14 protein-coding genes are annotated in these 13363 nt (G+C 66.4%); 7 read left to right on the top strand and 7 right to left on the bottom strand.

Annotated elements, in window-relative coordinates:
- Positions 1-77 precede the first annotated feature (77 nt).
- The 4 genes from AC1DN9_RS22225 to AC1DN9_RS22210 all read left to right on the top strand — a co-directional run bounded on the left by AC1DN9_RS22225 (position 78) and on the right by AC1DN9_RS22210 (position 3883).
- The gene (locus tag AC1DN9_RS22225) at positions 78-980 is read left to right on the top strand and encodes an SDR family oxidoreductase (protein ID WP_478103747.1); all 903 of its coding nucleotides are present in this window, start codon (positions 78-80) and stop codon (positions 978-980) included.
- A 271-nt stretch (positions 981-1251) separates the two neighbouring features.
- Entirely contained in the window at positions 1252-2229 is a 978-nt protein-coding gene (locus AC1DN9_RS22220; protein WP_478103746.1) for a hypothetical protein, read from the top strand.
- A gap of 3 nt (positions 2230-2232) precedes the next feature.
- Positions 2233-3261 (top strand): hypothetical protein, encoded by a 1029-nt coding sequence (locus tag AC1DN9_RS22215; RefSeq protein ID WP_478103744.1) that lies wholly within the window; start codon positions 2233-2235, stop codon positions 3259-3261.
- A gap of 52 nt (positions 3262-3313) precedes the next feature.
- A complete protein-coding gene (locus tag AC1DN9_RS22210) occupies positions 3314-3883 on the top strand; it encodes a hypothetical protein (RefSeq protein WP_478103743.1) in 570 nt (189 codons plus the stop codon).
- Between the two features lie 35 nt (positions 3884-3918).
- Here AC1DN9_RS22210 and AC1DN9_RS22205 read toward each other — a convergent pair whose 3' ends face one another.
- From AC1DN9_RS22205 to AC1DN9_RS22185, 5 genes are read right to left on the bottom strand one after another with little or no spacing between them, the layout of a single operon-like run.
- Positions 3919-4845 (bottom strand): EamA family transporter, encoded by a 927-nt coding sequence (locus tag AC1DN9_RS22205; protein WP_478103742.1) that lies wholly within the window; start codon positions 4843-4845, stop codon positions 3919-3921.
- The gene (locus AC1DN9_RS22200) at positions 4842-5846 is read right to left on the bottom strand and encodes an SDR family oxidoreductase (protein ID WP_478103741.1); all 1005 of its coding nucleotides are present in this window, start codon (positions 5844-5846) and stop codon (positions 4842-4844) included. Before AC1DN9_RS22200 ends, AC1DN9_RS22205 begins: the two co-directional genes overlap by 4 nt.
- 7 nt (positions 5847-5853) lie before the next feature.
- On the bottom strand, positions 5854-6774 hold the full coding sequence (locus tag AC1DN9_RS22195; protein ID WP_478103739.1) for a bile acid:sodium symporter family protein: 921 nt from the start codon (positions 6772-6774) through the stop codon (positions 5854-5856).
- Between the two features lie 16 nt (positions 6775-6790).
- The gene (locus AC1DN9_RS22190) at positions 6791-8098 is read right to left on the bottom strand and encodes a flavin-containing monooxygenase (RefSeq protein WP_478103738.1); all 1308 of its coding nucleotides are present in this window, start codon (positions 8096-8098) and stop codon (positions 6791-6793) included.
- 55 nt (positions 8099-8153) lie between these two features.
- Positions 8154-8993: an SDR family oxidoreductase gene (locus tag AC1DN9_RS22185; protein WP_478103737.1), complete on the bottom strand. Its 840-nt coding sequence runs from the start codon at positions 8991-8993 to the stop codon at positions 8154-8156.
- A 90-nt stretch (positions 8994-9083) separates the two neighbouring features.
- On the opposite strand from AC1DN9_RS22185, the gene AC1DN9_RS22180 reads away from it, so the two are divergent.
- Entirely contained in the window at positions 9084-9872 is a 789-nt protein-coding gene (locus AC1DN9_RS22180) for an IclR family transcriptional regulator (protein WP_478103736.1), read from the top strand.
- A 19-nt stretch (positions 9873-9891) separates the two neighbouring features.
- Here the strand turns inward: AC1DN9_RS22180 and AC1DN9_RS22175 are convergent, their stop codons facing one another.
- A complete protein-coding gene (locus tag AC1DN9_RS22175; RefSeq protein WP_478103734.1) occupies positions 9892-10290 on the bottom strand; it encodes a DUF488 domain-containing protein in 399 nt (132 codons plus the stop codon).
- Positions 10291-10326: 36 nt separating this feature from the next.
- Positions 10327-12165 (bottom strand): PhoX family protein, encoded by a 1839-nt coding sequence (locus AC1DN9_RS22170; RefSeq protein ID WP_478103733.1) that lies wholly within the window; start codon positions 12163-12165, stop codon positions 10327-10329.
- A 76-nt stretch (positions 12166-12241) separates the two neighbouring features.
- Here AC1DN9_RS22170 and AC1DN9_RS22165 point away from each other — a divergent pair, with 76 nt between their 5' ends.
- Together AC1DN9_RS22165 and AC1DN9_RS22160 are read left to right on the top strand one after the other, a co-directional pair.
- Entirely contained in the window at positions 12242-13072 is an 831-nt protein-coding gene (locus AC1DN9_RS22165) for a crotonase/enoyl-CoA hydratase family protein (RefSeq protein WP_478103732.1), read from the top strand.
- A gap of 47 nt (positions 13073-13119) precedes the next feature.
- Positions 13120-13338 (top strand): hypothetical protein, encoded by a 219-nt coding sequence (locus tag AC1DN9_RS22160; RefSeq protein ID WP_478103731.1) that lies wholly within the window; start codon positions 13120-13122, stop codon positions 13336-13338.
- Positions 13339-13363 lie beyond the last annotated feature (25 nt).

The following is a 13363-nucleotide window of genomic DNA, read 5'->3' as shown; positions in this document are numbered from 1 at the left end:
GTGGGAGCTTACCGGCTTGCGGCGTCCGATCTACGATGCGCGTTCCACAGATCCAACCATTCGACAAGGAGACACGCATGTATCAGTCCGATCTCATGGCCGGTCAGCGCATTCTGGTGACCGGCGGCGGCACCGGCCTCGGCCGCGCGATGGCCGAGCGCTTCCTGGGCCTGGGTGCCGATGTCGCGATCTGCGGCCGGCGCCAGGTGGTGTGCGAGGAAACCGCGGCCGAATGGCGCACGCAGTTTCCCGAGCGGCGCGTCGACGCCTTCGGCGTCGACATCCGCAATGCGCAGGCGGTCGATGAGATGGTCGAGAGCCTGTGGCAGTCCGGCGGGCTGACGGGACTCATCAACAATGCGGCGGGCAACTTCGTCTCGCCGACCGAGGCCCTGTCGCCGCGCGCATTCGATGCGGTCGCCAACATCGTCTTCCACGGCAGCTTCTATGTGACGCAGGCCGTCGGCAAGCGCTGGGTGGCTGAGGCGAAGGAGGGCAAGTGGAAGGCCGGCGACCCCTATCGCAGCGTGATGAGCATCATCGTGACTTGGGTCGACAACGGCAGCCCGTATGTCGTGCCGTCTGCCATGAGCAAGGCGGGCATCGAGGTGATGACCAAGTCGCTGGCGGTCGAGTGGGCGCGCTACGGCATCCGACTCAACGCCGTGGGACCGGGTGAGATCCCGACCGAAGGCATGAGCAAGCGCCTGAACCCCGGTGAAGAGCCCGGCGCGCGCAGCAAGGCGCTCAACCCGATGGCGCGCACAGGCCGCATGAGCGAACTGCAGAATCTTGCTGCCTTCCTGATGGCGCGTGGCCAGTGCGATTGGCTGACCGGCCAGAGCATCATGATGGACGGCGGCGGCGCGCTGGCAACCGGCGGCAACTTCTATGAGTTGCGCCAATGGAGCGACGCCGACTGGCAAGCGGCACGCGAACGCATCGAGGCGCAGAACCAGAAGGACAAGGCACAGCGGTAGCGAGAGCGGCATCAGGCAGAATGCGCGCGAGGCCGCTCGCGAATTTCCGCGCTGACGGAAAGAGCGACCTCAAGCCGAGTGCGTGTAGGCCCGTGCATGAACGGCCGGGCCGTCGCGCGAGGACAGGTGCGATCAGAACCTCAGGGAGCAAGTACATGGCCACAAGAGCCAATGCATTGAAATATCTCCGCGCGGCCACCGCCGTTGCAGGGCGCGATTCGAGCGATCAACGACAGCCCGTTGAGCCCATCGTCCGACCCGCATACCGACGATGACCGCCGCCCGACCCCGGTGGCGCATGCGTTGGTGGTCTTGGCTCTTGCTGGCGGTCTCGCTGGCGGTTGTGCTGCCTACGCTGGCCTTGGGCGGCTACATCGCCTTTCAGCTCAATCGCCAGTACTTTCCGCGATTTGATTTGCCGGCCTTTGATGCGGCCAAGGCTGCTCAACTCACGCCCGAGAAACGGGCGGCCTATGAGCAGGAGCTTTTCGGCGAACTGCTTCGATGGAATATGGGCAGCCGTCGATATCCCAACAGAGACGACTTCATCCGACGCGAACAGCGTTGGCAGCAGATGGCCGATGACGGTTTGGAATTGGCGCACATCACGCTCAGCGTGCTCAGGCCGTCGAATTTGCAGGTCTACGCGTTGTCGGGGCCCATGAAGCGGCTGGAGGCGTTGGCCGAGCATGGGGATACCGGGGCCATGTGCTTGATGACTGGGCTCGTTGTCAGGGCCGCGTCCACGCTGAGGATCGATGGCTACGCCCCCCTCTATAAGAAATGGCTCGAGCGTGGCGCGGAGTTTGGTCATCCCGAATGTCTGATGCAGTTGGGAGGGCGTCTTCTGTTGGGCGTTGATGGCTATCCCCAAGACATTCACCGAGGCCTGAGCTTGGATTTCGCTGCGCGCCGCGCCGGCTATGCGAATGATGCGAGCGCGTTGATTCTGTATTTCATGGGCCTTGGGTTTGCCGATCCGCAAGATGTGCGGCGCCTGTACGACGGAAAACCAAGTCCTGCCATTTCCTTCGCTGCGTACAAGGATCTCGCAAACGTGCGGCGGTTGTATTGCTGGACGCAGATCGAAGGGCAGTCCAGCATCACCGATGTATCCAGCTACTGGCTGAAAAGCCTTCGGCGAGAAGCCGTGCGCACTGATCGGCCCGAACTGGCCGCTCTGCACGACGAACTTCAAGGCAAGCACTACAGCTTGCAAGATTGCGTAAACCTCGGAACGGGAGAGTAAAAAATGAGCACTTCGCAACTACCGCAATCGCGCCGGGAACAACAGCGCAGTGAGTGGGCCGCGCGGGCGGTTCAACTGGATCAGAGTTACGAGGCGGCCCAGATCGCCAGGGCCAGCACGAAGTGGGTTGCGGCGAAAGAACCATCTTCAGAAGCCGCCGCCGCCCATGCCCAAGCTGGCCGCGCCGAACTCGCCGCTGCAAAGGCTTACAACGACTTCCTCGAAACCGGCTCGACGGCTTACAAGCTGTCGCAAGACATCGCCGGTCGGCTCAAGTCTGGCGGCGATCTAATGAGCGCGTTGGAGCGCCACGCACTGCAGATCGAACAGCGCAATCTGGAACAAGTCTCCATCGAGTTCCAGAATTTCAAGAGCGAAGCTCAACTGGCGCCCATATTTGCCGCGCCCGTCTACGCCGACAACAAGATCTACAGCGTTGATGGTTCGGTCCGTTGGGACCCATCCACCGTCACGGGCCAACTGGGAAGCGCCTGGGATTCGGTCAAGCGAACCCTCCCCGAGCTCGCCCACGCGCCCTTCACGCCGGAGCAGCAAGCCAAAGCCTGCGAAAACGTCCTCGATGTCTTTGCCGGCGCCCTCATCGGAAAAGCGCTGCCCGCACCCGGCTCCTGGTCCTTTCGTGAACGCGAGGTCTGGAATCAATTGGCCGGCCGTGGGTACCCCTCGAACGATTCTCCCAGCGCAAGGACCTGCCGCCTGATCTATCCGCCCGGCGGCGCGCCCGAGCACCTGCAAAAGTACGGCATCGGGCAGCCGCAAGCCAACCCTGGCGACGATGTTTGGACACGGGTCGATCGCATGCTTGAAGCCGGCAAGGCCGGTGACTGGGCCACCTTTCGCACGCATACGCAGGCACTGGCGGCGATGCCGGCCGCGCAGGAAATGACGGCGCAGGCCAAGTCGACGGTGGATCAGCAGGAGCAGCAGGCCGCTCTTCAGGCACAGGTGGCGCAACAGACAGCCGCGCAGGCGCAACAGCAAAACCATCCCGTCATGCGCATGACGCACTGACGACGGTGCAACTCAGAACACACAACAGAGCAGAAAGAGGTAAGGGAAGTTGATGCAACAAGACGAATTGGCGCAGCGCTTCGCCAAGGTCGCGGCGTTGATGGAGCAGTTCGAGCGCAACTGCGTGGCGATCGATCAACGCCTGCATTCGCTGGCCGAAGGGATGCAGGGTGCAATGCAGCAGCTGCCGGTCGTTGTCGGGCAGGCGGCCGACCGTTCATTGCAGATGTTGCCCGGCCGGGTGATGGACAAGGTGCAGGACGGCCTGCAGCGGCCGGTTCAGGTCTATCAGCAACAACTGGACACTGCCGGCGGCGAGATCAGGGAGGGGGCGCATGCCTTGGCCCGTCAGCTCCAGCGCATGGAGCAATTGCACCGTTTGCTGATCTGGAAGGTTGTCGCTGCCACGGTGGCTTGCCTAGTCCTGCTGTTCGCGGGTGGTCTCTGGCTCTCGATGCACTACGCCGGTGTGATTCGAGAGAACCAGGTGAGCGCCGATTTGTTGAAGGCTTACAACGCCGCTGATGTCGTCGTCTGCGGTGGTCGCCTGTGTGCGAACGTGGACCCCAAGGTACGCCGCTACGGGAGCCAAGGCGAATACTTGCCTGTCAGATCGCGTTAAAGCGGTCGGTCGCGGGTGGATGCAGCAAGGCAGTCTCAGGAGAGCGCACGTCGAGTCATGACCAGGGCCTGCTTTGCAATCCCCTGGTTGATCACCAGCCCGAACAGTACCGCCGTCGTACCGACCCACTGCGCCGGGCTCGGATGTTCGCCGAAGCTCACCGCTGCGGCAGCCAGCCCGACGACTGGCACGAGCAGGGAGAACGGCACCACGCGGCCCGCCGGGTGGCGCTGCAAGAGGCGCGTCCACATCGTGTAGGCCAGCAGGGTCGCGAACCAGGCGAGGAACAGCACTGCAATCACGGCAGGCAGGTCGAGTCCGGCGAGCTGGCGCAGCACGGTCGAGGGACTGGTCATCGCTGCCGCAAGCGCAAAGAAGGGCACGATCGGCACGAGGCTGCTCCACACGATGAAGCCGAAGGGGTCGTAGCCCGGCGCGGAGCGCACCGCAAAGCGCACCACGATATTGGAGGTGGCCCACATCAAGGCAGCCGACAGCGTGAGCACGAAGCCGATCAAGGTCATCTGCCCCGGTCCGTCGCCGTGTGCGGCGGCGATCAGCAGCAGCCCCGCGAGCGCGACGGCCAGGCCGAGCCATTGGCTGGGGCGCGCCTTCTCGCCGAGCAGCGGCGCCGCCAGCAGCAGCGTGAAGAAGGCTTGCGTCTGCATCACGACCGAGGCCATGCCGGCCGTCATGCCGAGTTGCAAGCCGAGGAAGAGCAGCCCGAACTGACCGAGCCCTTGTGCGAGCCCGTAGGCCACGAGGTAGCGCCAAGGCAGTGGCGGCCGGCGCACGAACATCAGGAGCGGCAACGATGCCACCGCGAAACGCAGCGCACCGAGCAGCATGGGGCTCAGGTCGCGCAGCCCGATCTTCATCGCGACGAAGTTCACGCCCCAGATCAGCACCACGCCCAGGGCGCGTCCGAAGTCGCCGCGGCTGAGGCCGGCGGCCGCCGTCACGCGGCGACCCGGCGCTGCGCCTTTTCGTCTGCAGCGCGCGCGGCCTTGAAGGCGAGGAAGGCTTCGAGGCTCGTCTTGCGCGGCACGTAGCCGAAGTCGGATTTCAACCGGGCGTTGCACAGCACCGGCCGGTAGCGCAGGAAGTCGAGCTGCTCCGGCCCGTAGCGCGTCACGCCCAGCCGCGAGCCGATCGAGAGCGCGAGTCGCAGCAGCGGCGCCGGCAGGACCAGCATCGGCTTGCGCAGGATCGACGCGATCTGCGGTAGCGTGATCGCGCCGTCGCCGGCGACGTTGAAGCAGCCGGCACGACCGGTGGTGATCGCGTGGATCACGCAGCCCGTCACGTCCTCGTCCCAGATGAAGACGAAGGGGCTGTCGCTGCCGCGGATGGCCAGGATGCGCGGTTTTTCGAACAGCGCGGTGATCTGGTTGCGCACGCTGGCGCCCAGGATCGTGCCGATGCGAAGCACCGTCTGGCGCAGCGCCGGATGCGAGGTGCGATAGGCGGCGAGCATTTCTTCGACCAGTCGCTTGTGATGGGCGTAGGCGAAGGCGTGGTTGCCGCGCAGCGCGGTGTCTTCGCAGATCCACGCGGGGTTGTCCGCGTGGTAGCCGTAGGCCGCGCCGCTGGAAGACACGACGATGTGGCCCACGCCGTTCGCGATGCAGGCTTCGAGCACGTTGCGCGTGCCGAGCACGTCGACCGAGTACTCGAACTGGCGCGTGCTGTCGGGGCCCGGCGTCACGATGGAGGCGAGATGGATCACCGTGTCGATCGCGTGTTCGCCGAGCGTGGCGCCGATCTGGGGCGTGCGCACGTCCTGCACGGCATAGGTCACGCCGGGCACCTGGCGCGATGCCGGCACCTCGCGGACATCCAGCGCGACGACGTGCTGGATGTCGGGCAGCCGGGCGAGCGCGGCGACCACCGTGCGGCCGAGAAAACCGTCGGCGCCGGTGACGAGCACGCGCCGTGCCGCGATGGGCTGGGAGACTTCCATGGGTGATTCAGGCCGAACGCGCGGCCGCAGTAGACAGGGGGCGACGCGCCCACCAGGCGGCGAGCGCAAGGCCCGCAACGATATCCCAGAAACCCCAGACGCCGGCGACAACCGCCATGCCGCCGAGGCCACCGAAGAAGCTGAAGATCAGGACCAGACCGAGGCCCGAGTTGCGGATACCGACCTCGAAACTCACGGCGCGCCGGTCGTATTCCGACACGCCCGCAGCCGTTGCACAGGCATAGCCGGTGCCGAAGGCCAGCGCATCGTGCAGCACCACCGCGAGCAGCACCAGCCCCACGTAGTCGAGGAAGTAGCGCCAGTTGCCGGCGACCGCCGCGAGGATGAAGCCGATCAGGCACACGAAACTCAGGATGCGCACCGGCTTCTTGATGCGATCGGTGAGCCGCGGCAGCCAGTGGCCGAAGGCGATCCCGATGACGAAGGGCGCGCCGATGATCGACACGATGTGCACCACCATCTCGGCCGGATCGAGCGCGATGGTTTTCAGCAGTGGCGCCGCCGTCGGATGCATGCCGCCCCAGAACGCGAAGTTCAGCGGCATCACCACGATCGAGATCAGGTTGGAGATCGCCGTCATCGAAACCGATAACGCCACGTTGCCGCCGGCACGGTGCGTGAGGATGTTCGACACGTTGCCCGGCGGGCAGCATGCGACCAGGATCATGCCGAGCGCGATGCTGGGCGAGGGCTTGAGCAGCAGCGTCAGCACGAACGTGACGGCCGGCAGCACGATGAACTGCGCCGCGATGCCGCTCGCCATGGCCACAGGCATGCGCATCACGCGCTTGAAGTCCGCGACGCGCGTGTCCAGCGCGATGCCGAACATCAGGAAGCCGAGCACCGCGTTCAGCAGCACCAGCGACGCGGGGTTGAAGTTGAGGCGGACCTCGTCCACGGGGAGCATCGGCGGTTCCTTCGGATCAGGCCAGTGAGGCGGAGGCTTCTCGCACGGCGCGGCGGTAGCTGTCCTTGTGGACGTAGTAGGCCATGCGTTCGAGCTTCAGGTACTTGTAGCCGCCGGAGAGGTCGGGGCTTGGTCCGGCCTTGGCCTGCTTGAGCGCTTCCGCTTTCGGGCTGCCCTGGGACTGCGCCTTGAAATAGCGCGCCACCAGCTCGGCTTGCTCGTAGCGGCCCTGCCAGCCGATGCCGCTTGCCTCGATCATCCCGAGCACGGCCAGGTTGTCGAAGCCCGGCGCGAAGATGTTCAGGTAGAGACGGGGCGCCATGCCCTGCCAGTTCAGCCAGGCGCGGTCGATGAAGGGGTAGTGCAGCTTGTAGCCGGTCGCGCACAAGATGAGGTCGTAGTCGCGCGCGCTGCCGTCCTTGAAATGCACCGTGTCGCCGTCGAGCCTCGCAATGTCGGCGCGCACGCCGATGTCGCCGTGGCCGATGTGATGCAGCACCAGCGAGTTGACCACCGGGTGCGATTCATACATGAGGTAGTCCGGCTTCGGAAAGCCGAAGCGCACGGGATCGCCGGTGAACCACTGCAGCACCTTCGCGTCCATCCGCTGCTTGATCCAGGCCGGCAGCGGGCGCTTGCCGCCGAGCGTGTCGGCCGGCTTGCCGAAGATGTACTTGGGCACGAAGTAGTAGCCGCGACGCACCGAGATGTCGACGCTCTTCGCGTAGTGAACGGCATCGACTGCGATGTCGCAGCCGCTGTTGCCTGCGCCGACCACCAGCACGCGCTTGTCCTGGAACAGGCTCGCATGCTTGTAGGCCGAGGTGTGGAGCAGCTGGCCGTTGAAGCGGCCCTCGAAGCGCGGCATGCTCGGCTCGGACAGCGTGCCGTTGGCAATGATCACGCCCTTGTAGTCGGCCGTCTCGATGCGGCCGTTGCCGGCGTCGACGCTCACGCGCCAGAGCGTCGAGGCGCTTTCGGCGACGGGCTCGATGCGGATGACTTTCGTATTGAAGCGGAAATGCTGCCGCAGTCCGAAGTGATCGGCGAAGTCGCTGAAATAGCGCCGAAGTTCGGCATGGCTCGGATAGTCGGCCACGGTGTCTGCCATCGGGAACTCGACGAATTCGGTGGTGCGCTTCGACGAAATGAGGTGTGCCGACTGGTAGACCGTGCTGCGCGGGTTGTCGATGTTCCAAAGGCCGCCCACGTCCTCGTAGGCCTCGAAGCCCTGGAAGGGGATGCCTAGCTTTTGCAGATTGCGCGCGCCGGCGAGTCCCGACGGGCCGGCGCCGATCAGGGCGATTTGCTGATGAGTGGGCACGGGTGCAGACACAGGATGGCTCGCAAGAAAAGGCAGGGTGGTGAAGAACACGCGCTCAGCGCGCGGAAGTCTCGGGGTCGGATGCCTGGGACGTCGACAGTCCCGGAATGGGTGTCGAGCCCGGATCGCCGGCGCGCGGCTTGCGGGGTTGCCGCAAGAGCAAGGCGTCGTGCCATGCGTCAGGCAGGAGGCCGAGCGCCTTGGCGAGCCAACCGAGACGACGCGGCAGCACGAGCTGCTCGGTGCCGCGCGACATCGCGCGCAGGATGGCCGATGCAGCATCGTCTGGCGCCATCAGGCCCGGCATCGCGAAGCGGTTGCCGGCCGTCAGGGCCGTGCGCAAATAGCCGGGATTGACGGTGCACACGCGCACGCCGCTCGGACGCAATTCGGCGCGCAGGCTTTGCAGGTAGCGAATGAGGCCGCCCTTGCTGGCGCAGTAGGCACCATTGCCGGGCAGGCCACGCTGCCCGGCGAGGCTGGCGATGCCGACCAGGGTGCCGCAGGCGCGGGCGCGCATCGGCGCCACGAAAGGCTGGAAGGTCGTGGCGACGCCGAGCAGGTTGATTTCGAGAATGCGCCTGAACACCGCCAGGTCCGAAGCTTCCGCCGTATCGAACCCGCCGGCGACGCCCGCATTGGCGATCACCGCATCGGGCACGCCGAAGCGGTTCATCCAGTCCCGCGCCATCGATTGCATCGCGACCGCGTTGCTCACGTCAGGCGTGTAGACCGCGCAACGGTCCGGCGCCGGGGCTGCCAATGCATGGAGCGCTTCCTTGTTCAACCCGACCAGCGCGACCTTCGCTCCGCGTGCGAGCGCCTGGGCCGCCAATGCGCTGCCCAGGCCGCCGCACGCGCCGGTGATCACGATGTTGTCGAAGGAAAAAGTCATGGACCCGTTCGTTTAAGGGTTGCAGCTTAACGAAATTCGGTCAAAATCTCGAATTAATTGCCGAATTCGTCTCGAATTTCGAGATTTCCAATGGATTATCCCGACCCCCTGACCGGCGAAGAGGCCGAATCCGCCGCCACGCCCGGTCTGCGCCTGCTGCAGTTGCTCGAACTCGTCGCCGGCGAGGGCGAGCCTCAGGGCCTCAGCGACATCGTGCGCATCAGCGGGCAACCCAAGCCTTCCGTGCACCGGATGCTCCAGCAACTGGAGCACGGTGGCCTGCTGGCGCGCGGCAGCGACGGGCGACGTTACGCCATCACGCCGCGCCTGATGCGTTTCGCGGAGACGGTGCTTCGCGGAAGCACGGCGACTGGTGTGCGCCACGCCGTGTTGCGGCAACTCGTGGCCGATGTCGGCGAAACCTGCAATCTCACGGCCCTGTCCGGCGCGGAAGTGGTTTACCTCGACCGCGTCGAGACCGCGTTTCCCTTGCGCCTGGATCTTCGGCCCGGCTCCCGCGTGCCGCTGCATTGCTCGGCGAGCGGCAAGCTGTTCCTGGCGCATCTGCCCCGCGTGCAACGCGACCGGCTGCTCGAAGGGCTTCAGTACGCGCGCCAGACACCCCACACCTTGTGCACCCGCGAGGCATTGGAAGCCGAGCTTGACCGGATCCGGCGCGAAGGCCATTCCGTGGACGCCGAGGAGTTTATCGAGGGGCTGGTGTGTGTCGCGGTGCCGGTACGCGACGAGCCTCATGGCCCGGTGCGATGCGCCGTGGCCTTGCAGGCGCCGGCCGTCCGCATGTCGCTGCCGGACGCGCTGCAGCAGTTGGACAAGCTGCGGACGGCCGCGCAGGCCATCGCCAGGGCGACGCGCTGAAGGGCGCGTTCAGGCAGGCTCAGTCGGCGATGTCCGCGCCGCGCTCCGCGAGCAAGGCGCGCAGGAACGACCGGTGGCAGCGCGCCTCGTCCTCGCAGTAGCAGCCGACGGACAGCGCGGTCTGGTGCGACAGCGCCGCCAGCAGGTCGAGGCTGCGGCTCGCATCGGCTTCAGACATTTCACTCTTGAACTTGCGGCCGAACGCGGCCCACTGCGCAGCCACGCCTGAAGCTTGAGCGGCTTGCGCCATCTTCATCGTCTCGACCGAAGGCGCGAGGTTGGGGTACCACACGTCGTACCAGTTCTGGGACGCGAACTCGGTCTTGGGCACGCCGCGCGGTGGGCGTCGCACGGTGCCGATGCGGAGACCCTCGCCGGGTGCACGGTCGCTGCCGAGTCGGACGATACGGATGGCCATTGCTTGCTCTTCCTCGATGGGCTGGGAGATTCGGATTCAGGTTCCGACGATACCGCCGTCGCGGCGCCGCACGACCACGGTGGCCGATCGCGGGCGGGCGCTGCCGGGCGAGGCGCCGTCGGGCCATGCGCTGTTCGGCACACCGTCGACGCGTACCTCGCCCGGATGCTGGATGTTGACGAACAGGCTGCGGCGGTCCGGCGTCACGACGCAGCCCGTGATCTCGCAGCCGCCGGGACCGACCAGGAAGCGCTTGATGCGCCCGCTTGCTGGGTCGGCGCACAGCATCTGGTTGTTGCCGAACGCGGTCATCGGGCCCTTGCCGATGTCGGGGCCGCTCATGTCGGTCTGGATCCACAGCAGGCCACCGGCGTCGAAATGCAGGCCGTCGGGGCAGCCGAAGATGTCGGCCTCCTTGCTCGGGTAGCGCACGCCTGCGGCGGGCATGGCGGGGTCGCCCGCGAGCGCGAAGTGATCCCACGCGAAGGCGGTGCTGCCGGCATCGCGGCCGTCTTCGCGCCAGCGCAAGATGCCGCCGAAGATGTTGTCGGCGCGCGGATTGGCCGCGTCGGCGGGCGGCTTGCCGGGTTGACCGCGCTGGCTGTTATGGGTGAGCGTGACGTACACCTCGCCGGTGGCCGGATGCACGGCGATCCATTCCGGGCGATCCATCTTCGTGGCGCCGACGATGTCGCCGGCCATGCGCGCATGGATCAGCACCTCGGGCTGGTCGGCGAAGCCGCTATCCCGGTCGACGCCGTTGTGGCCGTGACGGAGTTCGAGCCACCGGCCACGGCCGTCAGCGTCGAAGCGCGCCACGTACAGACTGCCTTCGTCGAGCAGGCGGCTGTTGGCCGCGGCGCCGCCGGGGCGGACCTTGTCGCGGCTCACGAACTTGTAGACGTATTCGAAGGCCGTGTCGTCGCCCATGTAGACGGCGACGCGGCCGTCCTTCGTCAACCTGCAAGTCGCGCTTTCCTGCCGCTTGCGACCGAGGGCGGTGCGCTTGACGGGCGTCGAGGCCGGGTCGAAGGGATCGATCTCGACCACCCATCCGAAGCGGTTCGCCTCGTTGGGGTGGCGCGTGAGGTCGAAGCGCTCGTCGAAGCGCCAATAGTCGGTCCATGAAGATCCGCCGACGGTGCCGTAGCGGCGCTGTGCCTCGGTGGCGCGGGCGGCGGACGACTTCGGTGCGCCGAAATAGACCTGGAAATTCTCCTCGCAGGTCAGGTAGGTGCCCCAGGGTGTGACGCCCATCGCGCAGTTGGCAAGGGTGCCGAATACGCGGTCGCCCTCGGGGTTGCCGGCGGTACGCATCAGCGGGGTGCCTGCCGCCGGGCCGGCAATGCGCATCGGGGTGGCGCCATGCACGCGCCGGGCGTAACGCGACGGCAGCACCTGGCGCCATCCCGCGGGGGTGAGTTCGACCTCGATCACCGACACGCCCATCGCGTGCAGCGACTTGCGGACCTTCTCCGCCGTCCAGGGCGGCACGCCGTCGGTGTGGAGCAATTGATCGTCGGTGTACTCGTGATTCATCACGAGCAGCCCGCGATCGGCGTGGCCCTCGAGCGCGAAGAAGTGCATCCCGTCGTGGTGCATCCCGGCCTGGACCGCCTGGTCGGCCGCGCTGTTCGATGCATCGGGCGCGAACGCCGGCATGGAGCCCGCGATGCCGGTCGGCGAACCCCACGGATAGAGCACCTGGGCTTTGTACTCCGGCGGCACCGTGACGGCATCGCGCAGCGTGGCTTCGACGGCGGTGAAGCCGAGGCGACCATCGCTTGCCGGCACTGTGGCGGATGCTTCGCGCAGCAGCGAAACGACCGCGGCCGCGGCGCCCGACTGGAGGAACTGGCGACGGTCGAAGGGCATGGTGAAAGTGTTGACTGAGCGACAGCGCGATCATCGCCGAGCGCCCATACTTCAGGCAAAACCAGGAGACCTCCGCATGAACGACCGCATCGAATCCATCCGCCACGCCGACGGCGTGGTCGAACTGCACATGGCCCGCGCCGACAAGATGAACGCACTCGATCCCGCGATGTTCGATGCGCTGATCGACGCCGGCAGCCGCCTGCGCGACGACGCCAGTGTGCGTGCCGTGGTGCTTGCCGGGCGCGGCAAGGCCTTCTGCGCCGGGCTCGACATGCAGTCCTTCGAGCGGATGCAGCAGCAAGGCGGCGGCATCGTGGGTGAATCTTCCGTCGGCAAGGACCTGGTCGAGCGCACGCACGGCATTTCCAATGCGGCGCAGTACGTCGCCATGGTCTGGCGCGAAGTGCCGGTGCCGGTCATTGCGGCGGTGCACGGCGTTGCCTTCGGCGGTGGCTTGCAGGTGGCGCTGGGTGCCGACATCCGGCTGGTCGCGCCGGGCACCAGGATGTCCGTGATGGAGATCAAGTGGGGCCTGGTGCCCGACATGGGTGGCATGGTGCTGATGCGCGAACTGGCCCGCAACGACATCCTGCGCGAACTCACCTTCACCGGCCGCATCTTCTCGGGCGAAGAGGCGGTGGGTCTCGGTCTTGCCACGCGGTTGGCGGCGGAGCCGCTGGCCGAAGCGCTGGAAATGGCGCGCGAGATCGCGCAGAAGAGCCCCGACGCGATCCGCGCCGGCAAGCGCCTGCTCAACGCGGCCATGAACCACAGCGCCGCCGAACTGCTGCTGGCGGAGTCGGTCGAGCAGAAGGCCCTGATCGGGAGTGCCAACCAGGGCGAAGCCGTGCGCGCCAACATGGAGCGCCGCGCGCCGCGTTTCAGCGATCCGAAGCCGCTGTAAAGCCACTGGAAGGCGTCCGGCGGGCAGGCATACTCCCGTCCGTGCCCATGACCCTTCTTCATCGCCTGGCAGCGCAGGAGCTGCCCATTGCCGTCACGACCGGCGCCCAGGTCGACGCCGTTCGCGTCTTGAGCCTGGCCGGCCACGTGAAAGCGACGATTCCCAAGCCGATCCGGACCCTGGACGGCTACGAACAGCCGCCGGCCATCGTCAACGAGATCACCTCGCTGGGGCGCAGCATGCTCAGGCGGTTCCCGATCCGCTAGCGTTCTGCCCCAAAAGGGGCGCGAG

The sequence above is a fragment of the Variovorax sp. 05L425 genome (assembly GCF_056397705.1).
Note: the sequence above shows the minus strand (reverse complement) of the source record. Positions and strands in the feature narration are given on the sequence as shown.